This is a genomic window from Kitasatospora sp. NPDC001225 (assembly GCF_053597855.1).
Genome location: NZ_JBSFJC010000121.1, coordinates 1 through 24,753, shown reverse-complemented (window position 1 = coordinate 24,753; position 24,753 = coordinate 1). Strand labels below are relative to the sequence as shown.

Sequence of the window (24,753 nt, the reverse complement as noted above, 5' to 3'; positions counted from 1 at the left end):
CAAAACCGCTAATTTAGATAGGAGACAGCTAAACAACCGGCGGATACTCCGACCGGCGCGCGCGCCTGCGCCGCGGGTGCCGCCCTCCCGGGCGCCCGGTGCGTCCGAGGCCTCGGACGCACCGGAGGTGTCCGTGCCGGTCGGATAGGCGGTGGAGTCGGCGCTCCCGGGGACGGAGCCCTGGAGTTCGGCGAGGTCCGCGCTGACGGAGGCGAGCAGTTCCTGCATCTGCTCCAGCAGGCTCTTGGGGGTGGCGGGTCCGGCCGAGGTGCCGTCGGCCGAGCCCGTCGGGCTGCTCGGGAACTGCGGCGTGGCAGATGGTTCGGACATTGCGGGACCTCTTCGGATCGGTGGTGCGGTGTAGGGCGGCCGACGGTGGCTCGGACCGCACGGCGGGAGGCGGCAGTGCCCGCTACCGGGGCACCCACCCCCGCCGTAGCACCCAACGAACCGGTCCGGATGCCGTCACCCGGACACCACCCGATGCGGTCCAACTCCGCTGTGCGGTAAGCCTCCCGGGTGAGCCGGGGTTGCCGTCGCGGCGCCGCCTCGGCTAGGCGCGGCGCGGCCCGGGGAGCCTGAGCGGCGCGGACGGTGCGGGTGGACCGGGCGGCGCGGAGCGGGGGCGTGAGCGGCGATGCGGAGCGCGGCACGGTCGAGCGCGCCCGGAAAGGAGCCGGGGATGTTTCGGAGACGAACCGGAGACTGGCCGGGGGAGAACCCACCCCTTGCCACTCTCAACGTATAGCGCATGGGGGGTCTTGCGGCAAGGCCCCCGTGGTGGCGCACAATCGCAGGCCTCAGATCGGAGCTGATGCCATGAACAGCCGCACCACCAGCGCGTTCGACCTTCCCGCCCGCCTCGTCGCCAAGGCCGACCCGGCGCTGATCGGCGAGGACGAGCGGCACTTCGCGGCCGTCGCGGAGAGCCTGGAGCAGTCGATCGCGGAGCTGTCCGACCGCCTCGACGCGCTGCGCCGCGCGCCGGGCGGCCTCGGCCGGGAGGCGATGGACCGGGACATCGAGGTGCACAAGCTGACCGGTCGGCTGCGCGCCCTGCGCCGCTTCGGCCTGGACCTGTGCCTCGGGCGGGTCGTCCACGCGGACGACCCGGAGCCGGTGTACATCGGGCGGCTCGGCCTCACCGACAGTGAGGGGCGCCGACTGCTGGTCGACTGGCGCTCGCCCGCTGCCGAGCCGTTCTTCGGGGCCACCCACGCCGACCCGATGGGCCTGGTGAGCCGGCGCCGGTACCGCTGGACCGGCGGCCGGATCGGCGACTACTGGGACGAGGTGTTCAGCGCCGAGGCCCTGGAGGGGCACGCCGCGTTGGACGACCAGTCCGCGTTCATCGCGAGCCTGGGCGGCAACCGGTCGGCCCGGATGCGGGACGTGCTGGCCACCATCCAGGCCGACCAGGACGCGATCATCCGGGCGGGGTCCCGGGGCGCCCTGGTGGTGGACGGCGGCCCGGGCACCGGGAAGACGGTCGTCGCGCTGCACCGCTCCGCGTACCTGCTCTACTCCGACCCCCGGCTCGGCCACCGGCGCGGCGGCGTGCTGTTCGTCGGCCCGCACCAGCCCTACCTGGCCTACGTCGCCGACGTCCTGCCCAGCCTCGGTGAGGAGGGGGTGCGCACCTGCACCGTGCGGGACCTCGTCGCCGAGGGGGCGAAGGCCGGGTCCGAGAGCGACCCCGAGACGGCCCGCCTGAAGTCCTCGGCCGACATGGTGGGGGCGATCGAGAAGGCCGTCCGGTTCTACGAGGAGCCGCCCGCCGAGGGGATGGAGGTCACCACCCACTGGGCCGACCTCTGGCTGAGCGCCGAGGACTGGTCCGACGCGTTCGACGCGCCGGACCCGGGCACCCCGCACAACGAGGCCCGCGAGCAGATCTGGGAGGAGCTGGCCACGATCCTGATGGACAAGCTGGACGAGGACGCGGGGGCCTCGCCCGAGCTGTTCGGCCGGTCGCTGCGGCAGGACCGGGAGCTGGCCGAGACGCTCAACCGGGCCTGGCCGCTGATCGACGCGGCCGACCTGGTCGGCGACCTCTGGTCGGTGCCCGCCTACCTGCGGATGTGCGCGCCCTGGCTCGCCCCCGAGGAGGTCCGCAGGCTCCAGCGCAAGGACGCGCCCCAGGCCTGGACGGTGTCCGACCTGCCGCTGCTGGACGCGGCCCGGCAGCGGCTCGGCGATCCGGAGGCGGACCGGCGCCGGCGCCGTCGGGAGGCCGCGGCCGCCGCCGAGCGCGCGCGGATGGCCGACGTCATCGGCGACCTGCTGCAGGCCGACGACGACGGCGAGGGCGCGGTGACGATGCTGCGCGGGCGCGACCTCCAGGACACCCTGGTCGACGAGACGGCCCTGCCCGGTGCCGACCCGGAGCCGCTCGCCGGGCCGTTCGCGCACATCGTGGTGGACGAGGCCCAGGAGCTGACCGACGCGGAGTGGCAGATGCTGCTGCTGCGCTGCCCGTCCCGGAGCTTCACCATCGTCGGGGACCGGGCGCAGGCCAGGCACGGGTTCACGGAGTCCTGGCAGGAGCGGCTGGAGCGGATCGGGCTCGACCGGAGCACGGTGGCCTCGCTGAGCATCAACTACCGGACGCCGGAGGAGGTCATGGCCGAGGCCGAGCCCGCGATCCGGGCCGCGCTGCCGGACGCCAACGTGCCGACCTCCGTCCGCAGCAGCGGCATCCCCGTCGTGCACGGGTCGGTGGCGGAGCTGGACGCCGTCCTGGACGGCTGGCTCGCCGAGCACGCCGAGGGGGTCGCCTGCGTGATCGGTGCCCCCGGCTTCGAGGCGCGGCCGCGGGTCCGGTCGCTGACCCCGGAGCTGTCCAAGGGGCTGGAGTTCGACCTGGTCGTGCTGGTCGACCCGGAGGCGTTCGGCGGGGGTGTCGAGGGGGCGGTCGACCGCTACGTCGCGATGACCAGGGCCACCCAGCGGCTGGTGGTCCTCAGGAGCGTGTGAAGCGTCAAGCGTCGGAAGAGACGGCGAAGAGACGGCGAAGGGAGCGGGGTGCGGACGGAGGGAGCGGAGGGGCTGGAACGCGCGTCGCCCGGTCGGGTGACGCAGGTGTCGGGTGACGGCGTCGGGAGGCCAGACTGGGGCGATGGACGAGGAGGAACCGCTGGCGTCGTGGGCGGCCAGGCGGGAGCAACGGCTGCGGCCGGTCGGGCAGTTGCGGGTCGTACGGCTCACGGTCGGGCGGCAGCGGGGCGCCCATGTGCTGCCGGGCGAACCGAGGCTGATCGTGCGCTGGGACGGCTACCAGTGGCTGCCGGAGACGGTGGCCGAGGACTACGCCACCGCCCAGCGGATCCTGTACGGGGCCGAGGGCGCGGGAGCGCCGCGGCCCGGGCGCCAGGCGCGGCGGCCGGGGAAGGCACCGGGGCGCCACCGCAAGCCCTGAAGCCCGCGCGGGCCCGGGCCGCGACCCGGACGTCGGGCTGTAACGGGACCCCGGGCGGTAACCGGCCCCCGAGAGGCGACCGGCCCCCGAGAAGCGGGCGGGGTCCGGCGCCACCCGGGCGCCGGACCCCAACGGCCTCCGACCGGAGGTCAGTTGTGGGCGTGCAGGTCGGCGTTCAGGCCGCCCCAGGAGCCGGAGCGGGCGATGACCTCGACCGCGCCGCTCTGCGAGTTGCGACGGAACAGCAGGTTGTCCTGGCCGGACAACTCGACGGCCTTGGCCACCGTGCCGTCCGGGGTGGTGACCCGGGTGCCGGCGGTCACGTACAGGCCGGCCTCGACCACGCAGTCGCTGCCGAGCGAGATGCCGATGCCCGCGTTGGCGCCGAGCAGGCAGCGCTCGCCGACCGAGACGACCTGCTTGCCGCCGCCGGACAGGGTGCCCATGATCGAGGCGCCGCCGCCGATGTCGCTGTGGTCGCCGACGACGACGCCCGCGCTGATCCGGCCCTCGACCATGGAGGTGCCCAGCGTGCCGGCGTTGAAGTTGACGAAGCCCTCGTGCATCACGGTGGTGCCGACGGCCAGGTGGGCGCCGAGCCGGACGCGGTCGGCGTGGGCGATGCGCACACCGGTCGGGGCGACGTAGTCGGTCATCCGCGGGAACTTGTCGATCCCGTAGACGGCCAGCTGGCCGCCCTGGGCGCGCACGGCGAGCCGGGCCTGCTCGACCTTGTCCACCGGGACGGGGCCGATGCTGGTCCAGGCGACGTTGGCCAGCAGGCCGAAGACGCCGTCCAGGTTCTGGCCGTGCGGCTTGACCAGGCGGTGGCTGAGCAGGTGCAGGCGCAGGTACACGTCGTGGGTGTCGAGCGGCTTCTCGTCCAGCGAGGCGATGGTGGTGCGCACGGCGACCACCTCGACGCCGCGGCGGGCGTCGACGCGCAGCGCCTCGGCCGCGCCGGCGCCGAGCTCGGCCTCGGCCTGCTCGGCGGTCAGACGGACGGTGCCGGCCGGGCCGGGCTCAGCGGCCAGCACGGGGGCGGGGAACCAGGTGTCGAGGACGGTGCCGTCGGCGGCGATGGTGGCCAGACCGGTGGCCACGGCGCCGTTCGCCGGGGAGGTGGATTCGAGCGAGGTGGATTCAGCAGTCACACCGTGCACGTTAACCAATGCGGGGCCCCGGTGCCGAACACGCCCACCGGGCGGACGCGCCCGGCGAAGGCGCCGGTCGGCGGCCCGCGGGACGGGAAAACCCGGTGCCCGGCGTTCGGGCGCTGGGCAATACTTCAGCGGGTGTTCATGTCGATCTCCACCACCGGCAGCGCCGAGGACCCGGCCACGGACCTCGGGTTCCTGCTGCACAAGCACCCCGACAAGGTCCAGCGGTTCACCACGTCGCACGGTGAGGCCCACGTCTTCTACCCCGAGGCGGGGGACGAGGTCTGCACGGCGGCGCTGCTGCTGGACGTCGACCCGATCGCGCTGGTCCGCAAGGGCCGGGGCGACGGCAGGGGGCGCGGCGGCTCGCCCGACTTCGCGCTCGCCCAGTACGTCAACGACCGCCCGTACGCCGCCTCCTCGCTGCTCGCGGTGGCGCTGCGGACGGTGTTCCGGTCCGCGATGAAGGGCGACTGCCCGGCCCGGCCCGAACTGCCCGGGCGGGCCCGCCCGCTGCGGATCGAGCTGCCCGCCGTGCCCGCGAACGGTGCGGGCGAGGGCGGCGGCCCGGCCCTGGTGGTCCGGCTGTTCGAGCCGCTGGGCTGGCGGGTCGAGGCGACGGCGGTCCCGCTGGACGAGTCGTTCCCCGAGTGGGGCGAGTCCCGCTACGTCCGGATCGCCCTCTCCTCCGGGACGGTCCGGCTCGCCGACGCGCTCCAGCAGCTGTACGTGCTGCTGCCGGTGCTGGACGGCGCCAAGCACTACTGGGTCGCCCCGGACGAGGTGGACAAGCTGCTCGCGGCCGGTCAGGGCTGGCTGGCGGCCCACCCCGAGCGCGCCCTGATCACCCGCCGCTACCTGGCCCGGCGCTGGTCGCTGACCCGCGCCGCGATGGAGCGCCTGGAGCTGGCCCGGCTGGCGGAGGCCGACGACCGCGAGGTCGAGGAGATCGACAACGCGGTCGACGACCGGTCCGAGGAGGAGGCGCGGGACGATCCGGAGCCCCGGCAGCCCTCGCTCGCCGAGCAGCGCCGCACCGCGATCCTCGCCGCGCTGCGCGAGACCGGTGCCGCCCGCGTCGCCGATCTCGGCTGCGGCCAGGGCGAGTTGATCGGCGAACTGCTCAAGGACGCCCGGTTCACCGGAATCCTCGGCGTGGACGTCTCCGCCCGGGCGCTGCGGTCGGCGGGGCGCAGGCTGGGCCTGGAGCGGATGCCGGAGCGTCAGGCGGCCCGGGTGACGCTGGCGCAGGGAGCGCTCACCTACACCGACGCCCGGCTCAAGGGCTTCGACGCGGCGGTGCTGTGCGAGGTGATCGAGCACCTGGACCTGCCGCGGCTGCCCGCGCTGGAGTACGCGGTGTTCGGCGCCGCCCGGCCGAGGGCGGTCGTGGTCACCACGCCGAACGCCGAGTACAACGTCCGCTGGGAGAGCCTGCCGGCGGGCGCCGTCCGGCACGCCGACCACCGCTTCGAGTGGTCCCGGGCCGAGTTCCGGGCCTGGGCCGGGAAGGTCGCGGCCGCGTACGGCTACACCGTGGAGCTGCGCCCGGTCGGCCCGGAGGACGAGGAGGTCGGCGCCCCGACCCAGCTGGCCCTGTTCACCACGATGCCGACGCCCGTGACCACCACGACCCCGGGATCCACCACGGCCGCGGCACCCACCGCGACCACCGTGCCCATCACGACCGCGACGCCCGAAGGAGGCGAGCCCCGATGACCGATGACCCGACCGACACCCCCGGCGAGAGCCGGGACCAGGACCGCGCGGAGAGCACCGCCCCCCGCCGCCTCCCCGTCACCGACGTCTCCCTCGTCGTCCTGGTTGGCACCAGCGGCGCGGGCAAGTCCACCTTCGCCCGCCGCCACTTCCTGCCCACCCAGGTGGTCTCCTCCGACTTCTGCCGCGGCCTGGTCGCCGACGACGAGAACGACCAGTCCGCCTCCGCCGAGGCCTTCGACGTCCTGTACTACATCGTCGGCAAGCGCCTGGCGGCTGGCCGGCTGACCGTCGTGGACGCCACCAACGTCCAGCCCGAGGCCCGCCGCCGGCTGGTCGAGATCGCCCGCGAGCACGACGTGCTGCCGATCGCGATCGTCCTGGACGTCCCGCCGGGGGTGTGCGCCGAGCGCAACCGCTCCCGCCCGGACCGGCAGTTGCCGGCCCATGTGGTCCCCCGCCAGCACCGGGAGCTGCGCCGCTCCCTCCGGGGGCTGGAGCGCGAGGGCTTCCGCAAGGTGCACGTCCTGCGCGGCGAGGCCGAGGTGGCGGCCGCCGGGATCGAGCTGGAGAAGCGCTACAACGACCTGCGCCACCTCACCGGCCCGTTCGACATCGTCGGCGACATCCACGGCTGCCGCTCCGAGCTGGAGACCCTGCTGACCCGGCTCGGCTACACCCTGACCCGGGACGCCGGGGGCCGCCCGGTGGACGCCGTGCACCCGGCGGGCCGCACCGCCGTCTTCGTCGGCGACCTGGTCGACCGCGGCCCCGACACCCCGGGCGTGCTGCGCCTGGTGATGGGCATGGTGGCGGCCGGCCACGCGCTCTGCGTGCCGGGCAACCACGAGAACAAGCTCGGCCGGGCGATGGACGGCAAGAAGGTCAACGTCGCCTACGGCCTCCAGGAGTCGCTGGACCAGCTGGCGGGGGAGAGCGAGGAGTTCCGGGCCGAGGTCCGAGCGTTCATGCGCGGCCTGGTCAGCCACTACCTGCTGGACGGCGGCGCCCTGGTGGTCTGCCACGCAGGCCTGCCGGAGCGGTACCACGGCCGCAACTCCGGCCGGGTCCGCTCGCACGCGCTGTACGGGGAGACCACCGGCGAGACCGACGAGTACGGCCTGCCGGTGCGCTACCCGTGGGCGGAGGAGTACCGGGGCCGGGCGCTGGTGGTCTACGGCCACACCCCGGTGCCGGCCGCGAGCTTCGTCAACAACACCGTCTGCCTGGACACCGGCTGCGTCTTCGGCGGCAGCCTGACCGCGCTGCGCTATCCGGAGCGCGAGCTGGTGGGCGTCGAGGCCGAGCGCGAGTGGTACGCCCCGGTGCGCCCGCTGATCACCGACGCGCCGGGCGCCCGCGAGGGCCGTCCGCTGGACCTCGGCGACGTGGCCGGGCGCCGGACCGTCGAGACCGGGCTGCACGGGCGGGTGGCCGTCCGGGAGGAGAACGCGGCCGCCGCGCTGGAGGTGATGAGCCGCTTCGCGCTGGACCCGCGGCTGCTCGCCTACCTGCCGCCGACCATGGCACCGAGCGCCACGTCCCGCCGGGACGGCTACCTGGAGCACCCGGAGGAGGCCTTCCTCGGCTACCGGGCGGACGGCGTGCGGCACCTGGTCTGCGAGGAGAAGCACATGGGCTCCCGCGCGGTGCTGCTGGTGGCCCGGGACGGGGCCGCGCTGGAGCGCCGCTTCGGCGTGGCCGGCCCCGGCGCGGTCTGGACCCGGACCGGCCGCGCCTTCCTCGCCGACGAGGAGCTGACCGGCGCCGTGCTCGACCGGGTCCGGGCGGCCGCCGAGCGCGCCGGGCTGTTCGAGGAGCTGGCCACCGACTGGCTGCTGCTGGACGCCGAGCTGATGCCCTGGTCGCTGAAGGCGGTGGAGCTGCTGCGCCGCCAGTACGCGGCGGTCGGCGCGGCGGCGGGCGCCGCCCTGCCGGAGGTGCTGTCCGCGCTGGAGCGGGCGGCCGGGCGCGGCCTGGACCTGGCCCGGCTGACCGACCGCCAGCGGCAGCGCGCGGCCGACGCGCGGGCGTTCACCGAGGCGTACCGGCGCTACTGCTGGCCGACCGAGGGCCTGTCGGGCATCCGGCTCGCGCCGTTCCAGCTGCTCGCGGCCGAGGGGGCGAACCTCGCGGTGCGCCCGCACGACGAGCACCTGGCCTGGATCGACCGCCTGGCCGCCGCCGACGAGGCCGACGAGGCCGACGGGATCGACACCGCCGGCCCGGCCGGGGGGACCGGCACGGAGGAGCCGGAGCGCCGCGAGGGGCCCCTGCTCCAGCGCACCCGTCGGATCCTGGTGGACACCGAGGACGAGGCCTCGATGGCCGCCGCCACCGCCTGGTGGGAGGAGCTGACCGAGGCGGGCGGCGAGGGCATGGTGGTGAAGCCGCTGGTCTCGCCGGTGCGCACGGCGCGCGGCAAGGGCCGGCCGGGTGGCCTGGTGCAGCCCGGGGTGAAGGTGCGCGGCCGGGAGTACCTGCGGATCGTCTACGGACCGGACTACACCGAGCACCTCGACCGGCTGCGCCTGCGCGCGCTGGGCCACAAGCGCTCGCTGGCGCTGCGCGAGTACGCGCTGGGCCTGGAGGCGCTGGACCGGCTGGCGGCGGGGGAGCCGCTGTGGCGGGTGCACGAGCCGGTCTTCGCGGTGCTCGCGCTGGAGTCGGAGCCGGTCGACCCGCGGCTGTGACGGCGGCGGAGGCGGAGGAGGGGAGCCCACGGAGCCCACGAGGAGGGGGCCCACGGAACCGACGGAGCCCCCGTGGGCGCTCCTCCTCCGCCCAGCCTCCGTATATAAATTCCGAGTATCGTATAGACTTGCCGCTTTCCGCAGTCCGTCAGTCCCGTCACCCCAGGAGCCCGGCATGGCCTTCAACCTCCGGAACAGGCACTTCCTCAAGGAGCTCGACTTCACGCCCCAGGAGTTCCGCTTCCTGGTGGACCTCGCCGCCACGCTCAAGGCGGCGAAGTACGCGGGCACCGAGCAGCCCCGGCTGCGCGGCAAGAACATCGCGCTGATCTTCGAGAAGACCTCCACCCGCACCCGCTGCGCCTTCGAGGTCGCCGCCCACGACCAGGGCGCCACCACCACCTACCTGGACCCGGCGGGCTCGCAGATCGGCCACAAGGAGTCCGTCAGGGACACCGCTCGGGTGCTCGGCCGGATGTTCGACGGCATCGAGTACCGCGGCCACGGCCAGGAGATCGTCGAGGAGCTGGCCGAGTTCGCCGGCGTCCCGGTCTGGAACGGCCTGACCGACGAGTGGCACCCCACCCAGATGCTGGCCGACGTGCTCACCGTCACCGAGCACACCGCCAAGCCGCTGCCGGAGGTCGCGCTCGCCTACCTCGGCGACGCCCGCTCCAACATGGGCAACTCGCTGCTGATCACCGGCGCCCTGCTCGGCATGGACATCCGGATCGTCGCCCCGCGCGCGCTCTGGCCGACCGAGGAGGTGCAGGAGTCGGCGAAGGCCCTGGCCGGGACGACCGGCGCCCGGATCACCCTGACCGAGGACGTGGCCGAGGGCGTGGCCGGCGCCGACTTCCTCTACACCGACGTCTGGGTCTCGATGGGCGAGCCCAAGGAGGTCTGGGCCGAGCGGATCGAGCTGCTCAAGCCGTACCAGGTCTCCATGGACACCGTCCGGGCCACCGGCAACCCGGACGTGAAGTTCCTGCACTGCCTGCCGGCCTTCCACGACCTCGGCACGGCGGTCGGGCGGCAGATGCACGAGGCGACCGGCATGACCGAGCTGGAGTGCACTGACGAGCTGTTCGAGTCGGCCCACTCCATCGTGTTCGACCAGGCCGAGAACCGGCTGCACACCATCAAGGCGGTGCTGGTCGCCACCCTCGGCTCCTGAAGCACCGGCTCCTGGGTGCCCGCTCCTGGGGCCCGCCCCGGCGGCCGCGCGGCTCAGCCGTCCAGCCTCACGCAGGCCACCCGGTCGCCCGCCGCGTGCGGGCCGGCCGGGGTGCCCGCGTGCAGCACCAGCGAGCGCGCCTCGCCCGGTCGCGGCTGCCAGCCCACCACGGTGGTGGCGCTGCCCCGGCCCCGCCCGTCGGTGCGCAGCGCCAGTCGCAGCTCGTTGCGCTCGTTGGCGTACGCCGGGTCGGTGGACGGCTGCACCGGGTCGACCTCGTCCTGGTAGTGCGGCCCCGAGGAGGCCGGGTCGGCCCCGCAGCGGCCGGTGTGCAGGTGTGCGGGAAACTCGTGGCCGGGGGCGAGTCCGGAGGCCTTCAGGGTGAGCACCGTCCGCCCGGGTACCGAGCGGTCGGTGACGATCCGGACGTGGGCGCCGTACGGCACCAGGTCGCTCGCGTAGCTGATCGCCGCCGGGGGGACGAAGGCGGTGGCCGGGTCGAAGTCGGCCTCGACGACCGAGACCGGTGAGGCGGCGGGGGCGAGCAGGGCCAGCGGCAGCAGGGCGGCGGCGAGCGGAGCGGTCATCGGTCGGGCCTTCCGGGGGCGGGGCGACGGGGGTCCCCCTGCTAACGGCGCCCCGGCCCGGAGGACACCGCTCCGGGCTCCCGGGACCCCGGTGCGTCAGGCGGACGGCCCGCACCAGACCCCGCACCAGACCCCGCGCCGGACCCCGCACCAGACCCCGCGCCGGACCCCGCACCAGACCCCGCGCCGGACCCCGCGCCGGACCCCGACCGGACCCCGCACCGGACCCCGTGCGGGCGAGCCGCCACACCCGTCCGGGCGCGGGGGTGAACCGGGTCCGGACGCGAACCGGGCGCGAACAGAGGGGAAAGAGTGCGGACGGCCCCGCCGGCCGACGCCGCCCCCTCGCCGACCGGCGGTTCCGGTGGTGAGCTAGTGGTGGTGCCGCTGACGGCGGCCGCCGTCGTGGCCGGTGCGGTCCGGCCGAAGAGGCCGGAGCGCGAGCGGTGCGGCCCGGACGATCGGTGTGCCGAGGCATGCACTATGGTTTATCTCGACATCGAGATAACTGCCGCCTAGGATATATCTCGACATCAAGATACTTGCCGAGAGGCGCTCGCCGGCGATGCGGGCAAGGCAAGCCTAAGTAAGGCTGACCTTACCACCGCGTGACGGCCGGATACCGCACGAAGCACCCAGAAGGAGTCAGTCGTGTCCGCGAACAGCTTCGACGCCCGCAGCTCGCTGCAGGTGGGCGACGAGTCGTACGAGATCTTCAAGCTCTCCGCCGTCGAGGGTTCCGCTCGGCTGCCGTACAGCCTCAAGGTGCTGCTGGAGAACCTGCTCCGCACGGAGGACGGCGCGAACATCACCGCCGACCACATCCGCGCCCTCGGCAACTGGGACGAGAACGCCCAGCCGAGCCAGGAGATCCAGTTCACCCCGGCCCGCGTGATCATGCAGGACTTCACCGGTGTGCCGTGCGTGGTCGACCTCGCCACCATGCGTGAGGCCGTCAAGGAGCTGGGCGGCGACCCGGCCAAGATCAACCCGCTGGCCCCGGCCGAGCTGGTCATCGACCACTCGGTCATCGCCGACAAGTTCGGCACCAAGGACGCGTTCACCCAGAACGTCGAGATCGAGTACGGCCGCAACAAGGAGCGCTACCAGTTCCTGCGCTGGGGCCAGACCGCCTTCGACGAGTTCAAGGTCGTCCCGCCGGGCACCGGCATCGTCCACCAGGTGAACATCGAGCACCTGGCCCGCACCGTCATGGTCCGCGGCGGCCAGGCCTACCCGGACACCTGCGTCGGCACCGACTCGCACACCACCATGGTCAACGGCCTGGGCGTGCTGGGCTGGGGCGTCGGCGGCATCGAGGCCGAGGCCGCGATGCTCGGCCAGCCGGTCTCCATGCTGATCCCGCGCGTCGTCGGCTTCAAGCTGACCGGCGAGCTGCCGGCCGGCACCACCGCCACCGACCTGGTGCTCACCATCACCGAGATGCTGCGCAAGCACGGTGTGGTCGGCAAGTTCGTCGAGTTCTACGGCGACGGCATCGGCTCCATCCCGCTGGCCAACCGCGCCACCATCGGCAACATGTCGCCGGAGTTCGGCTCGACCTGCGCGATCTTCCCGATCGACGCCGAGACCATCAACTACCTGAAGCTCACCGGCCGCGACGAGCAGCAGCTCGCCCTGGTCGAGGCGTACGCCAAGGAGCAGGGTCTCTGGCACAACCCGTCGCACGAGCCGGTCTACTCCGAGTACCTCGAGCTGGACGTCTCCACCGTCGTCCCGTCGATCTCCGGCCCGAAGCGCCCGCAGGACCGCGTGATCCTGGCCGAGGCCGCCGAGCGGTTCGCCGAGGCGCTGCCGACCTACTCCGCCGAGGCCTCGAAGCCGACCGCCGTCACCGCCCCCGACGGCTCGTCCTACGAGATCGACAACGGCGCGGTCGTGATCGCCTCGATCACCTCCTGCACCAACACCTCCAACCCCTCCGTCATGCTGGGCGCCGCCCTGCTGGCGAAGAAGGCCGTGGAGAAGGGCCTGCACGTCAAGCCCTGGGTCAAGACCACCCTGGCGCCGGGCTCCAAGGTCGTCATGGACTACTACGAGAAGGCCGGCCTGCTCCCGTACATGGAGAAGCTGGGCTTCAACCTGGTCGGCTACGGCTGCGTCACCTGCATCGGCAACTCGGGCCCGCTGCCCGAGGAGGTCTCGGCCGCCGTCAACGAGGCCGACCTCGCGGTCGTCTCGGTGCTGTCCGGCAACCGCAACTTCGAGGGCCGGATCAACCCGGACGTCAAGATGAACTACCTGGCCTCCCCGCCGCTGGTGGTCGCCTACGCCCTCGCCGGCAACATGAACATCGACATCACCCGGGACGCCCTGGGCCAGGACGCCGACGGCAACGACGTGTTCCTCGCCGACATCTGGCCGTCGGAGCAGGAGGTCGCCGACACCGTCGCCGGCTCCATCGACGAGGCCATGTTCGACAAGGGCTACCAGGACGTCTTCGCCGGCGACCACCGCTGGCAGTCGCTCCCGGTCCCGACCGGCAACACCTTCGAGTGGGACGCCGAGTCCACCTACGTCCGCAAGCCCCCGTACTTCGAGGGCATGGCCAAGACCCCGAGCCCGGTGACCGACATCGCCGGCGCCCGCGTCCTGGCCAAGCTGGGCGACTCGGTCACCACCGACCACATCTCCCCGGCCGGCAACATCAAGCCGGGCACCCCGGCGGCGCAGTACCTGACCGCCAACGGTGTCGAGAAGCGCGACTTCAACTCCTACGGTTCCCGTCGTGGCAACCACGAGGTGATGATCCGCGGCACCTTCGCCAACATCCGCCTGCGCAACCAGATCGCGCCGGGCACCGAGGGCGGCTACACCCGCGACTTCACCCAGGCCGACGCGCCGGTGTCGTTCATCTACGACGCCTCGCAGAACTACCAGGCCGCCGGCGTCCCGCTGGTCGTCCTGGCCGGCAAGGAGTACGGCTCCGGCTCGTCCCGCGACTGGGCCGCCAAGGGCACCGCGCTGCTGGGCGTCAAGGCCGTCATCGCCGAGTCGTACGAGCGCATCCACCGCTCGAACCTGATCGGCATGGGCGTCCTGCCGCTGCAGTTCCCGGAGGGCGAGAACGCCGAGTCCCTCGGCCTGACCGGCGAGGAGACCTTCTCCTTCACCGGCGTGACCGAGCTCAACGAGGGCCGCACCCCGAAGACCGTCAAGGTCAAGGCCGGTGACAAGGAGTTCGACGCGGTCGTCCGCATCGACACCCCCGGTGAGGCGGACTACTACCGCAACGGCGGCATCCTGCAGTACGTGCTGCGCTCGCTGATCGGCTGAGCATGAGCCTCTGAGGAGGCCGGACCGCATCCCGCGGTCCGGCCTCCTCTTTTTGCGACGGCTTCTCGCACCAGCTTTTTGCATACTGCGCCGGTTGCGGCCGCCCCCTTGTGCGGTGAACGGCGGATGGACTAAACCTCTGTGCCATCTGGTCCAGACCATTTGACGCCGCTTCAGAGAACAGGTCCGGTATGCCCACTCGCGCCTCAGCCCTGCTCGCCGCCGCCACCGTCGCCGCGCTGCTCGCCGCCCCCGCCACCGCCAACGCCGCCGACGGACGGCACGGCCCGAAGCTGAAGGGCCAACGGGTCGGCTACTTCACCCAGTGGGGCGCCGACAGCTCCGCGAAGAGGGTCCAGGAGTCCGGCCAGGCGGCCAGGCTCACCGTCATCAACTACGCCTTCGGCAACGTCTCCGCCGAGGGCACCTGCTTCGAGAGCAACGAGGCCGGCCAGGGCGACGCCCGCAACGACTACCAGCGCTCCTTCTCCGCCGCCGAGTCGGTGGACGGCGTGGCCGACGCCCCGGGCCAGAAGCTGAAGGGCCACCTCAACCAGCTGCGCAAGCTCAAGGCGAAGAACCCCCAGCTGCGCACGGTCATCTCGCTGGGCGGCTGGTCCTGGTCCAAGTACTTCTCCGACGCGGCCGCCACCGACGAGGCCCGCAAGAAGTTCGTCTCCTCCTGCATCGACCTCTACGTCAAGGGCGACCTGCCGGTCCTGGCGGACTCCCCGGAGGGCGGCAAGGGCGCCGCCGCGGGCGTCTTCGACGGCATCGACATCGACTGGGAGTACCCGGGCGGCGGCGGGGACGCGGGCAACGTGGTCCGCCCCGAGGACGGGCACAACTTCACGCTGCTGATGCAGGAGTTCCGCGACCAGCTGGACGCGCTGAGCGGCCGGAAGGGCAAGAAGTACCTGCTGACCGCCGCCGTGGCCGCCAACGAGACGGTCGCCGACCGGCTCGAACTGCCGCAGCTGAGCGAGTCGGTGGACTGGCTGAACCTGATGACCTACGACCTGCACGGACCGTGGGAGGGCAAGGGCCCGGCCAACCACCAGGCCCCGCTGTACTCCGACCCGGCCGACCCGGACCCGCGCCGGCGCAGTGCCGACCAGGCCGCCGACCACTACCAGGAGCGCGGCCTGCCCGCCGAGCAGCTGGTCCTCGGCGCCCCGCTGTACGGCCACGGCTGGACCGGCGTCGCCCCCGGCAAGCGCGGCGGGCTCTTCCAGAGCGCCACCGCGTCCGCGCCCGACCACTCGTACCAGGAGATCAACGCGCTGCCGGGCAAGGTCTACCTGGACCGCGACCACGGCGCGTCCTGGAAGTACGACGGCACCACGTTCTACAGCTACGACACCGCCGAGGTGCTCACCCAGAAGGCGCGGTACACGCGCTGGAACGACCTGGCCGGGGTGATGGTCTGGTCGCTGGACGGCGACGACGCCCGGGGCAGCGCGATCGCCGCGCTGGACCGCGGCCTGAGCCGCGACTGACCGCTCCCCCCGCCCCGTACCCAGGGCCCGCCGCGGACGCCCCCGCGGCGGGCCCTGCTACGCCGTGGGGCCGGTCGGCCCGGCCGGCTGCTCGTGCGGGCCCCGGGGCTGCCGGGCGGGCGGCGGGGAGCCGTCCAGGATGCCGCTCTGCGCCGTCAGGTAGGCGAGCTGGGCCCGGCTGTTGCTGCCGAGGATCTCCGACACCCGCTTGAGGTGGCTCGCCACGGTCCGCGAGCTGATGCCGAGCCGGCTGGCGATCGCGGCGTCCGTGTAGCCGTCCACCATGAGCTGGAGCACCCGCAGCCGGGTCTCGTCGGTGAGCAGCGGCGGGCGCTGCTGGTCGCTCTCGTAGACGACCGGCGCGGCCCGCTCCCAGGCGTGCTCGAAGACCGAGGCCAGGAAGTGCACCACGCCGGGGTCGGTGACCTTGAGCGCGTGGTTGTGGTGTTCGAGCTCCTTGTCGGGGATGAACGCCACCGAGCGGTCGCAGATGATGAGCCGGTCGAAGACCTCGTCGACGGTCCGCACCTCGATGCCGGCCTCGGTGACGGCCTTGATGTAGTCCAGCGTCGGGTAGTGCGCCCGGACGGAGTGCTGGTAGAGCGTGCGCTGGCGGACGCCCCGCTTCTGCGCGTCCAGGGCGAGGACCAGCGATCTGGCGAGGACGTCGGTCGGCCGGCTGCCGCCCGGGTGCGCGGTGAGCAGCTCCCGCTCGGTCGCCTGGGTCGTCTCGGCCACCGCGGCGGCGATGACCGCCGCGCCGCTGAGCCGCTGGACGTTGTCCCGGCCCTCCCGGCGCAGCGTCCGGTAGACGCTCTCGACCTGGGACATGGCGGTCCGGATCGCGGCCACCTGCTGCTGCTGTTCGAGGATCTGCTGCTCCATCGGGTGCAGCAGCGCCGTGGTCGCGACCTCGGGCGGGACCGGCACCAGGACCGAGGGGTCGCCCAGCGCCGCCGTCAGCAGCCCCAGCTCGGTCAGGCAGGCGGGCGGCTCCGCCGTCGGGGCCCTCCCCAGCAGGACGGCCTTGCGGTAGAACGTGATCCCCTCGTCACAGGGCCCGGGGTGGGCCTCCGGGCCACTGACGTCCGATATGTCGCACATGTGCCACCCCCTTCGGAATCTTGCAGTGCACGATCCTGAGCCATCGGATCTCTTCTGGCAAGGACCCATTCCCAGGCATTCTCTCTGTGTGCGGGGAAACCCCCCAGCACGAACGGATAGGTCTATCTAGGGGTGGAAATGAAGATCATGCGGTTCCCGGGTCGAATCCTCGCGTCCTTCGTTATGGCCGCCGTCGCGGTGATCGTCGTTTCCGCCGCGCCGGACGCCCCCAGCAGCGCCCCCACCGCTGCCGCCAGCGACGTGGCGCTCCTGCCGGGCGACCCCGGCTGGGCCTGATCGGCCGGGTGGGAATCCGCCACCCCTGGACAGTAGCGCCGATCCGCCGACCTGCGGGAGTGCTGCGAATCACGTTTCGCGGATATCGGCGCGCCGACATTCAGAAGGAGAGAGAAATGACCGCTGCGATTGCCGTACCGAAATGCCTGGTGTGCGACACCGACTTCGAGGTCGACGAGGCCTGGGAGCGGGGCGAGGTGACCGAGTGCGCGGCCTGCGGCCAGGAGCACGAGGTCGTCGAGAAGTCCGAGGCCGGCGTCCGCCTCGACCTGGCCCCCGAGGTGGAAGAGGACTGGGGCGAGTGACCTCCTCCGGCCGCGTCCTGCTGTCGGCCACCATGCTGCGCCCCGAGGAGAAACTCCTCCTCGGGGCGTTGCGCGGGGAGGGTCTGACGGCGACTCCACTGCTCATGGAGGATCTGGCCGACGTGGTGGCGGGTCGTACCGACCCGCCGGCCCTGGCCCTGATCCGCAACCTCTCGCACCGGGACGCGATCAGCGTCTCGTGCCGCCTGGAACACGCCGGGATCACCACGCTCAACCGGGCGTCGACCATCGAGACCTGCAACGACAAGGGCCTGCAGGCCCTGCTCTTCGCCCGGCACGGCATCCCCCACCCGCACACCCGGCACGCCTTCAGCTACGACCAGGTGCGCGCGATCGTCGCCGAGCTGGGCATGCCGGCGGTGGTCAAGCCGGTCAGCGGCTCCTGGGGGCGCGGTGTCACCAAGCTCGCGGACGCCGCGTGCCTGGAGGCCTGGGCCGCCGGGCGCGAGTCCGTCGACGCCGCGGGGAAGCTCTTCCCCGTCATCGTGCAGGAGTACATCGACAAGCCCGGCCACGACCTGCGCGTGGTCGTCGTCGGGACCACCCCGGTCGTGGCGATCCAACGGGTCTCGGACGACTGGCGCACCAACACCCACCTCGGCGCCGAGGTGCGGCGCGTCGACATCACCCCGGAGATGGAGAAGCTCTGCGTCCAGATCGTCGACGTCCTCGGCCCCGGCTTCTACGGGGTCGACCTGGTGGAGGACCGGACCACCGGTGACCTGCTCGTCCTGGAAGTGAACGCCAACCCCGAATTCGCCCGCTCCTCCGCCCTGCACGGAGTGAACGTCGCCGGCCACCTCGCCTCGTACGTGGCGGGGCAGCTGACGGCCGCGGCCGTGTGACCCGGAGAGGAACCATGGAACTGTTCGACACCGCGACGGTGCTCGCCCGCGTGCTCACCTCGGGCGTGGTCATGAGCATCGAGAAGAGCGACCGTGAACTGCCCGCCCTGGAGCGGCTGCTGACCAAGCGGACCGGCCGCGCCAAGGCCGTCCTGCTGAACAGCCGGACCGGGGCCCTGCACGCGGCCCTGGCCGGCCAGGGCATCGGCCACGGCGACACAGTCGCCCTGGCCGGGCCGGACGAGGCCACCACGGCCTTCCTGGCCTGGCTCGGCGTCACCGTCGAGGGGCAGGCCCCGGCCGCCTTCGACCTGGTCTCGCTGACCCCCGAGAACGCCGGCCGGCTGGACGAGCTGACCGCCGAAGCCACCGCCCCCGCGCTGGTGGTGGACCTGAGCGGGCTCGGCTTCGGCCCGGCCGCCGCCGTGCTCACCGACGACGAGCGGCTCTGGGCCCGGGCCGAGCGGCTGAAGATCTTCGGCGCCTACGACCTGCGCACCATGTGGACCCAGCAGGAGGCCGACGAGGACCTGGTGCCGGGGGTGCAGTTCAACTACCGGCTGAGCCCCCTGGTGGCCGGTTGCGTACGGATGGCCCTGACCCACGCGGCTCGCCCCGCCGCCGCAAGCTCCGGAGCACGCTGATGATCACCGACTTCCCGAACTCGCCCCTGCCCCTGCCCACCGAAGCCGACCTCGCCGACGAGCTCGCCGCCCTCGGCGGCGGCGCGATGATCCCCAAGGCCCAGCGCCGCACGCTCTTCCCGATCATCACCAAGGAAGACGTCTTCAACCTGATGCTCGCCCAGCGGCAGTCGCCCGACAAGGTCGTGGCCGACTTCGCCGAGGCGTACCGCGCCTACGTCGGCGCCGAGTACGCCCTGCCCACCGCCAGCGGCACCTCCAGCCTGCACATGGCCCTGGTCGGCGCCGGCGTGCAGCCCGGTGACGAGGTGATCGTCCCGGCGTTCACCTTCATCGCCACCGCGCAGGCCGTGGTCGCCGCCCACGCGATCCCGGTGTTCGTCGACATCGACCCGGACACCTACTGCATGGACCCGCGGGCCGCGGCCGCCGCGATCACCCCCCGGACCAGGGCGCTCATGCCGGTGCACGTCCACGGCCTGCCCGCCGACGTGCCGGCCCTGCGCGCCCTGGCCGACCAGCACGGCATCGCCCTCGTCGAGGACGCCTCGCACGCCCACTCCGCGAAGATCGGCGACCGGGTGGCCGGCTCCTTCGGCGACGCCGCCGGCCAGAGCCTGATGGCCGACAAGAACTTCCCGCTCGGCGGCGAGGGCGGCATCGCCTTCTACGCCACCGAGGAGGCGTACGGCCGGGCGGTCGCCTACCTGGAGCGCCACGCCATCGACTACGGGATGTCCTGGGTGGCCGCCGCCTTCGGCACCAGCCAGCTGGCCCGGCTGCCGTACTACGACGAGATCCGGGCCCGCAACGCCGCCCTGCTCGGCGAGGCCCTGGCGGGGACCGGCCTGTTCACGCCGCCGCACGTCCCGGACGGGCACGTGCACGCGTACAACATGTACCGGACCACCCTGCACCCGGAGGCCGTCGGCCTGGAGGACCTGCCGGTGCACGCCGTCAAGGAGGCGGTGCACGAGCTGCTGGTCGCCGAGGGCGTGCCGGCCCGCGAGTGGCAGAACACCCCGATCCCGTGCCACCTGCCGTTCCGGCACCGCGACGGCTTCGGCAACGGCTACCCGTTCTCGCTCAACCCGGACGCCGTGCGCGACCACCGGCCGGAGGACTTCCCGGTCACCCTGGGCATGCTCGACAGCACCCTGGTGCTCTGCCGCGAGCTGCGCTCCCCGGTCGAGTACGAGCGGATCCTGCGCTACGCGGACGCCTTCCGGAAGGTCGCCCGGCGCCCGGACGCCATCCGCAAGCTCGTCGAGAGCGGCGACCACCGCCGTCCGTGGGAGAAGGCGGCCCGCCTTGGCTGACCAGAAGATCCGCGTCGCCGTCATCGGCGCGAGCGGCTACACCGGCGGCGAGGTCATCCGGCTGCTGCTCGAACACCCCGGGGTGGAGCTCGCGTTCCTCTCCGCGGAGCGCAACGCCGGTGCCACGGTCGGCAGCGTCCACCCGTGGCTGCGCAACCACCCCAGGGCCGGCTCGCTGACGCTCCGGCCGCTGGCGCAGCTCGCCGAGGCCGGCCCCGTCGACGTCGCCTTCGGCTGCCTGCCGACCGGCACCCTGCCGGAGCAGCTGCCGCTGATCGCCGACAACGCCAAGCGGGTGCTCAACCTGGGCGGCGACTTCCGGCTCCGCGACGGCGACGACGTCCGGACCCACTACCCGAGGACGGCCGCGAACCCGCCGAGCGAGGATTTCGCCTACTACATACCGGAGTTGAGCCCCGAGGTCCCGCAGGAGCGGTTCATCAGCCTGCCCGGCTGCATGGCCGTCACCACCATCTACGCGCTCTACCCGATGTTCGCCGCCTCGCTCGCGACCGACCGGGTCGTGGTCGACGCCAAGACCGGCTCCACCGGGAGCGGTCGCGGCGGCGGCGAGCCGCACGCCGAGCGCAGCGGCAACATCCGGGTGCACAAGCTGCACGGGCACCGGCACGCCCCGGAGGTCCAGCAGGCGATCGCCGACCTCACCGGCGCCGCCGTGGACCTGCGGTTCTCCACCCACAGCCTGGACGTGTCGCGCGGCATCATGGTCACCGCGTACACCGAACTGCGGGACGGCGTCACGGCGTTGGACGTCAAGCGGGCCTACGCCAAGGCGTACCTCGGCAAGCCCTTCGTCCGGGTCCGGCCGGCCCCCAAGGCGGCGCAGGACTTCCCGATGCTCAAGGCGGTCGTCGGCTCGAACGTCGCCGAGGTGGCGGTCGCGGTGCGCGGCGACCAGTGCGTCGCGGTGGCGGCCCTGGACAACCTGATCAAGGGCGCGGCCGGCCAGGCGATCCAGGCGATGAACCTGATCTCCGGCCTGGACGAGACGACCGGACTGCCCACCACGGCGGTGTCGCCGTGAGCCGTCCGCTGTACGTGATCAAAGTCGGCAGCGCCACGCTCGACCACGGCACGATCCACAAGGAGCTGGCCGACCTGGTGGCCCGGGGCGCCCGGGTGCTCCTGGTCGCCGGCGGTGCCACCGGCATCGAGGCCCACTACCGCGCGATCGCCCGCCCGATGCCGCAGCTGCGGCTCGCCAACGGCGACGAGGTGCGCTACTGCCCGCCCGAGGAGATGACCCACCTGGTCGACGCCTACGAGCGGGTCACCCTGCCCGCCGTGGAGCGGGAGGCCCGGGCCCTCGGGCTCGGCGTCTTCACCGCCGTCGCGGCGCGCGGCGCCCTGGTGACCGGCCGGGCCAACCGCCCGCTCAAGGCGCTGTCCGCCGAGGGCCGGCCGATCGTGGTCCGCGACCACCGGGCCGGCGTGCCCGCCCAGGTGGACACCGCCCGGCTGAACGCCCTGCTCGACACGTACGACCTGGTCTGCCTGTCCGCGCCGGTCGCAGACCCGGACGGCGGCGCCCCGCTCAACGTGGACGCCGACGTGCTCGCGGCGGTCCTCGCCAACGCGCTGGACGCCGACCACCTGCGGCTGGTCACCGGCACCGCCGGACTGCTGACGGACAAGGACGACCCGCGCTCCACGCTGGCCGACGCCTACCCGGGCGACGGAGCGCGGTACGCCGCGGGGCGCATGCGGCAGAAGGTCCGCGCGGCCGAGATCGCCCTGGAGGGCAGCGCCGACGTGGCCATCACCGGGCCGCACACCATGTCCGAGCCGGCCAACTGGACCAGGTTCTGGCGGGTGCGCGAGCCCTCCGCCGACCTGAGCCTGCTGACCCGGGTGGTCTCGGTGCCCTCGGTCTCCGGTGACGAGGCCGAACTCGCCACCCTGCTGGCCGAGTGGTGCCGCGAGCGCGGCATGGACGCCGCCGTCGACGAGGCGGGCAACCTCGTCGCCAGCCGCGGCATCGGGCCCCGCCGGCTGCTCCTCCTCGGCCACCTCGACACCGTGCCGCACCGCTGGCCGGCCGAGTGGCGCGAGGGCGAACTGTGGGGCCGCGGCAGCGTGGACGCCAAGGGCTGCCTGGCCAACTTCCTGGAGGTGCTCGCGCACGCGGACATCCCGGAGGACGGCCAGCTGTGCGTGGTCGGCGCGGTCGAGGAGGAGATCTCCTCCTCCAAGGGCGCGTTCCACGTCCGTGACCACTACCCGGCCGACGCGGTCGTCATCGGCGAGCCCAGCGGCTCGGAGAAGCTGACGCTCGGCTACTTCGGGCTCTTCAAGCTCAAGGTGACCGCCTCGGTGTCCAGCGGCCACTCGGCCGGACAGGACGCGGTCTCCGCCCCCGACCTGCTGATCGAGGCGCTCGGCGGCATCCGGACGGCCGTGCTGGCCCACGCGACCGACGCGCTGAGCGCGGTCATCGAGATCAGCAGCCGGACCGGGCGCGAGCACCACCACGCCACCGGGATCCTCAACTTCCGGGTGCCGCCCACGGCCGACCTCGACGCGCTGCGCTCGGCGGCGCTCGACCAGGTCCGCCCCGGGGTGGAGATCGAGGTGCTGCGGGCCACCCCCGGGTACGTCGGAGGCCGCTCCAGCTCCCTGGTCAAGGTCTTCAGCCGGGCCTTCGCGGACACCGGCGTCCGGCCCCGCTTCGTCGTGAAGAAGGGCACCTCGGACATGAACACCCTGGCCACCACCTGGCGGGACGTGCCGATGGTCGCGTACGGCCCCGGCGACTCCTCGCTGGACCACACCGACGAGGAGCGGATCGGCGCCATGGAGTACCGCACCGCCCGCTCGCTGCTCGCGGACGCCGTCAACCGGTGGTTCGCCCTGCCCGAGGGGAGCCGTCGATGAGCACCCTGCTCGCCCCGCCGCAGACCGGGGACGACCTGCTGGCCACCCTGGCCGACCGGGCCGTACGGGCCCGCCGGCTGGTGGTCGACATGGCCGCCGGGCCGCGCGGCTGCCACCTCGGCGGCAGCCTGTCCGTCCTGGACATCCTGATCGCCGCGCTGCACCGGGCCTCGGCCGGGGACGGCACGGAGGTCGTGCTCAGCAAGGGCCACGCCGCCGCCGGGCTCTACGCGGCCCTGCACGTCAGCGGCGTCCTCCCGGAGGACCCGACACCGCGCTACGGCCTGGCGGGCGAGCCGTTCACCGGCCACCCGGGCCCCAAGGTCCCGGGCGTGCGCTTCCCCACCGGGAGCCTCGGCCACGGCGTCCCGTACGCCGCCGGCTGGGCGATGGCCCGCCGGATCGGCGGCCGGAGCGGACTCGGCATCGCCGTCGCGGGCGACGGCGAGCTCCAGGAGGGCCTGGTCTGGGAGACCTGCCAGGTCGCCGTGGCCCAGGAGCTGGGCAACTTCGTGCTGGTGGTCGACCGCAACGGCGGCCAGAACGACGGCATGGTGGCCGACATCTCGCCGCTGCCCCGGCTCGCCGAGCGGTTCGCCGCCTTCGGGTTCGAGGTCGCCGAGACCGACGGGCACGACCTGGCGGCGCTCACCGGGCTGCTCGCCGGGGACCGGGCCGGGGCCCGCAGGCCGCTGGCCGTCATCGCGAACACCGTCAAGGGGAAGGGCGTGCCCGCCGTGGAGGGCAAGGCCGGCTCCCACTACGTGACCATCGACGCCACGCGCGCCGCCAAGTGGAAGCGAGCGATCCGATGACCCTCTCGGGCCGTGACGCCTACCGCGACGAGCTGACCGGGCTCGCCGCCGAGGACGACACCATCCTCTGCCTGGAGGCGGACCTTGGCGGCAAGGGCCACCCGTTCCAGGCCGCCCACCCCGACCGCTTCTTCAACCTCGGCATCGCCGAGGGCGCCATGGTCGACATGGCGGCGGGCCTCGCCGCGGGCGGGTACAAGCCCTTCGTCAGCACCTTCGCGCCCTTCGCGGCGCTGCGCGCGGCGGAGAGCCTCAAGCTGACACTGGGCTACCTGAACGCCGGGGTCACCGTGGTGGCGCCGTACGCGGGCGTCTCCGGCGCCTGGTTCGGCACCACCCACCACTGCCTGGAGGACCTCGCCGTCCTGCGCAGCATCCCGGGCGTGGTCATCGCCGCCCCCTACGGGGAGGCGGAGATGCGCGCGGTGGTCCGCGAGGCCGTGCGCTCCGGCCGGCCGCACTACATCCGCACCGGGCGCAACGCCCAGTACCGCTCGCTCGACCGGGAGGGCGAGCGGGCGCCGCTGGTCACCTGGGAGTCCCGGGCCGAGCCGGGCGAGGTCTGCCTGGTGTCGGTCGGCGAGGAGGGCACCCGCCTGGCGCTGGCCGCGCGGGAGGCCCGCCCCGGCACCGGCCACGCCCACCTGGTCTACCTGGACCACCCGAACCTGGCCCGCGCCGCGGCCGAACTCTCCCGCCACCACCGGCGGTTCGTCGTGGTCGAGGAGCACCGCGCCCAGGGCGGGGCGGCCGAGGCCCTCGCGCTGCTGATGCCCGGGTGCGAGGTCACCGCGGCGAGCGCGGACCTGACCTGGCCCTCCACCGGCGGCGACCACGAGGAGGTCATGGCCGCGGTCGGGCTCACGCTGCCCGCCGTGCTCGCCGCGGTGGCCCGGGCCGGCGGCGCCGGCCGGCTGCCGGCCTGGAGGGCGAGGTTGATCATGCCGTCGCCGCCGAC

General features: G+C 73.4%; 20 protein-coding genes. 16 read left to right on the top strand and 4 right to left on the bottom strand.

Going from position 1 to position 24,753, the window contains the following annotated elements; all coding sequences use genetic code 11:
• A partial coding sequence (locus ACWDCZ_RS31035) for a hypothetical protein (RefSeq protein WP_449817563.1) occupies nucleotides 1–330 on the bottom strand: 330 nt, incomplete at its 3' end.
• 489 nt (nucleotides 331–819) lie between these two features.
• Between ACWDCZ_RS31035 and helR the strand changes: the two genes are divergently transcribed.
• A complete protein-coding gene (helR, locus tag ACWDCZ_RS31030) occupies nucleotides 820–2,976 on the top strand; it encodes an RNA polymerase recycling motor ATPase HelR (protein WP_449817562.1) in 2,157 nt (718 codons plus the stop codon).
• Between the two features lie 142 nt (nucleotides 2,977–3,118).
• Nucleotides 3,119–3,418, top strand: coding sequence for a DUF6087 family protein (locus ACWDCZ_RS31025; RefSeq protein ID WP_063780004.1), 300 nt, complete (start codon nucleotides 3,119–3,121; stop codon nucleotides 3,416–3,418).
• Between the two features lie 149 nt (nucleotides 3,419–3,567).
• Here ACWDCZ_RS31025 and dapD read toward each other — a convergent pair whose 3' ends face one another.
• Nucleotides 3,568–4,572, bottom strand: coding sequence for a 2,3,4,5-tetrahydropyridine-2,6-dicarboxylate N-succinyltransferase (gene dapD / locus ACWDCZ_RS31020; RefSeq protein WP_049648981.1), 1,005 nt, complete (start codon nucleotides 4,570–4,572; stop codon nucleotides 3,568–3,570).
• 141 nt (nucleotides 4,573–4,713) lie between these two features.
• Here dapD and ACWDCZ_RS31015 point away from each other — a divergent pair, with 141 nt between their 5' ends.
• From ACWDCZ_RS31015 to argF, 3 genes are all read left to right on the top strand, one after another.
• Entirely contained in the window at nucleotides 4,714–6,297 is a 1,584-nt protein-coding gene (locus ACWDCZ_RS31015) for a 3' terminal RNA ribose 2'-O-methyltransferase Hen1 (protein ID WP_449817561.1), read from the top strand.
• Nucleotides 6,294–8,990 carry a polynucleotide kinase-phosphatase gene (locus ACWDCZ_RS31010; RefSeq protein WP_449817560.1) on the top strand — a complete coding sequence of 899 codons (2,697 nt, stop codon included), beginning with the start codon at nucleotides 6,294–6,296 and terminating at the stop codon, nucleotides 8,988–8,990. The genes ACWDCZ_RS31015 and ACWDCZ_RS31010 overlap by 4 nt, the downstream gene beginning before the upstream one ends.
• Nucleotides 8,991–9,165: 175 nt before the next feature.
• Entirely contained in the window at nucleotides 9,166–10,167 is a 1,002-nt protein-coding gene (gene argF, locus ACWDCZ_RS31005) for an ornithine carbamoyltransferase (protein ID WP_449817559.1), read from the top strand.
• 53 nt (nucleotides 10,168–10,220) lie between these two features.
• Here argF and ACWDCZ_RS31000 read toward each other — a convergent pair whose 3' ends face one another.
• Nucleotides 10,221–10,754 (bottom strand): superoxide dismutase family protein, encoded by a 534-nt coding sequence (locus tag ACWDCZ_RS31000; protein WP_117487775.1) that lies wholly within the window; start codon nucleotides 10,752–10,754, stop codon nucleotides 10,221–10,223.
• Nucleotides 10,755–11,405: 651 nt separating this feature from the next.
• Here ACWDCZ_RS31000 and acnA point away from each other — a divergent pair.
• Together acnA and ACWDCZ_RS30990 are read left to right on the top strand one after the other, a co-directional pair.
• Complete coding sequence (gene acnA, locus ACWDCZ_RS30995) at nucleotides 11,406–14,051, top strand: aconitate hydratase AcnA (RefSeq protein WP_049648977.1); 2,646 nt, start codon at nucleotides 11,406–11,408, stop codon at nucleotides 14,049–14,051.
• Nucleotides 14,052–14,242: 191 nt separating this feature from the next.
• A complete protein-coding gene (locus ACWDCZ_RS30990; protein ID WP_074000673.1) occupies nucleotides 14,243–15,550 on the top strand; it encodes a glycoside hydrolase family 18 protein in 1,308 nt (435 codons plus the stop codon).
• Between the two features lie 57 nt (nucleotides 15,551–15,607).
• On the opposite strand, the gene ACWDCZ_RS30985 is transcribed toward ACWDCZ_RS30990, so the two are convergent.
• Nucleotides 15,608–16,654 carry a LuxR C-terminal-related transcriptional regulator gene (locus ACWDCZ_RS30985; protein ID WP_074000674.1) on the bottom strand — a complete coding sequence of 349 codons (1,047 nt, stop codon included), beginning with the start codon at nucleotides 16,652–16,654 and terminating at the stop codon, nucleotides 15,608–15,610.
• Nucleotides 16,655–16,792: 138 nt separating this feature from the next.
• Between ACWDCZ_RS30985 and ACWDCZ_RS30980 the strand changes: the two genes are divergently transcribed.
• The 9 genes from ACWDCZ_RS30980 to ACWDCZ_RS30940 all read left to right on the top strand — a co-directional run.
• Nucleotides 16,793–16,951, top strand: coding sequence for a hypothetical protein (locus tag ACWDCZ_RS30980; protein WP_158077651.1), 159 nt, complete (start codon nucleotides 16,793–16,795; stop codon nucleotides 16,949–16,951).
• Nucleotides 16,952–17,067: 116 nt separating this feature from the next.
• Nucleotides 17,068–17,256 carry a lysine biosynthesis protein LysW gene (locus ACWDCZ_RS30975; protein WP_049648974.1) on the top strand — a complete coding sequence of 63 codons (189 nt, stop codon included), beginning with the start codon at nucleotides 17,068–17,070 and terminating at the stop codon, nucleotides 17,254–17,256.
• Nucleotides 17,253–18,122, top strand: coding sequence for a RimK family alpha-L-glutamate ligase (locus tag ACWDCZ_RS30970; RefSeq protein WP_049648973.1), 870 nt, complete (start codon nucleotides 17,253–17,255; stop codon nucleotides 18,120–18,122). Before ACWDCZ_RS30975 ends, ACWDCZ_RS30970 begins: the two co-directional genes overlap by 4 nt.
• 14 nt (nucleotides 18,123–18,136) lie before the next feature.
• Nucleotides 18,137–18,766 (top strand): PLP-dependent aminotransferase family protein, encoded by a 630-nt coding sequence (locus ACWDCZ_RS30965; RefSeq protein ID WP_049648972.1) that lies wholly within the window; start codon nucleotides 18,137–18,139, stop codon nucleotides 18,764–18,766.
• Nucleotides 18,766–20,085: a DegT/DnrJ/EryC1/StrS aminotransferase family protein gene (locus ACWDCZ_RS30960; protein ID WP_074000675.1), complete on the top strand. Its 1,320-nt coding sequence runs from the start codon at nucleotides 18,766–18,768 to the stop codon at nucleotides 20,083–20,085. The genes ACWDCZ_RS30965 and ACWDCZ_RS30960 overlap by 1 nt, the downstream gene beginning before the upstream one ends.
• Complete coding sequence (gene argC / locus ACWDCZ_RS30955; RefSeq protein ID WP_074000676.1) at nucleotides 20,078–21,130, top strand: N-acetyl-gamma-glutamyl-phosphate reductase; 1,053 nt, start codon at nucleotides 20,078–20,080, stop codon at nucleotides 21,128–21,130. The genes ACWDCZ_RS30960 and argC overlap by 8 nt, the downstream gene beginning before the upstream one ends.
• Nucleotides 21,127–22,980 carry a M20/M25/M40 family metallo-hydrolase gene (locus ACWDCZ_RS30950; protein ID WP_074000677.1) on the top strand — a complete coding sequence of 618 codons (1,854 nt, stop codon included), beginning with the start codon at nucleotides 21,127–21,129 and terminating at the stop codon, nucleotides 22,978–22,980. The genes argC and ACWDCZ_RS30950 overlap by 4 nt, the downstream gene beginning before the upstream one ends.
• A complete protein-coding gene (locus ACWDCZ_RS30945) occupies nucleotides 22,977–23,795 on the top strand; it encodes a thiamine pyrophosphate-dependent enzyme (RefSeq protein ID WP_049648968.1) in 819 nt (272 codons plus the stop codon). Before ACWDCZ_RS30950 ends, ACWDCZ_RS30945 begins: the two co-directional genes overlap by 4 nt.
• A partial coding sequence (locus tag ACWDCZ_RS30940; protein ID WP_449817558.1) for a transketolase family protein occupies nucleotides 23,792–24,753 on the top strand: 962 nt, incomplete at its 3' end. The genes ACWDCZ_RS30945 and ACWDCZ_RS30940, both read left to right, overlap by 4 nt.

Coding starts and splice junctions, on each gene's coding strand:
- helR (WP_449817562.1), top strand. CDS start 820: ATGAACAGCCGCACCACCAGCGCGTTCGACCTTCCCGCCCGCCTCGTC.
- ACWDCZ_RS31025 (WP_063780004.1), top strand. CDS start 3,119: ATGGACGAGGAGGAACCGCTGGCGTCGTGGGCGGCCAGGCGGGAGCAA.
- ACWDCZ_RS31010 (WP_449817560.1), top strand. CDS start 6,294: ATGACCGATGACCCGACCGACACCCCCGGCGAGAGCCGGGACCAGGAC.
- argF (WP_449817559.1), top strand. CDS start 9,166: ATGGCCTTCAACCTCCGGAACAGGCACTTCCTCAAGGAGCTCGACTTC.
- ACWDCZ_RS31000 (WP_117487775.1), bottom strand. CDS start 10,754: ATGACCGCTCCGCTCGCCGCCGCCCTGCTGCCGCTGGCCCTGCTCGCC.
- ACWDCZ_RS30990 (WP_074000673.1), top strand. CDS start 14,243: ATGCCCACTCGCGCCTCAGCCCTGCTCGCCGCCGCCACCGTCGCCGCG.
- ACWDCZ_RS30985 (WP_074000674.1), bottom strand. CDS start 16,654: ATGTGCGACATATCGGACGTCAGTGGCCCGGAGGCCCACCCCGGGCCC.
- ACWDCZ_RS30980 (WP_158077651.1), top strand. CDS start 16,793: ATGAAGATCATGCGGTTCCCGGGTCGAATCCTCGCGTCCTTCGTTATG.
- ACWDCZ_RS30975 (WP_049648974.1), top strand. CDS start 17,068: ATGACCGCTGCGATTGCCGTACCGAAATGCCTGGTGTGCGACACCGAC.
- ACWDCZ_RS30965 (WP_049648972.1), top strand. CDS start 18,137: ATGGAACTGTTCGACACCGCGACGGTGCTCGCCCGCGTGCTCACCTCG.
- ACWDCZ_RS30960 (WP_074000675.1), top strand. CDS start 18,766: ATGATCACCGACTTCCCGAACTCGCCCCTGCCCCTGCCCACCGAAGCC.
- ACWDCZ_RS30945 (WP_049648968.1), top strand. CDS start 22,977: ATGAGCACCCTGCTCGCCCCGCCGCAGACCGGGGACGACCTGCTGGCC.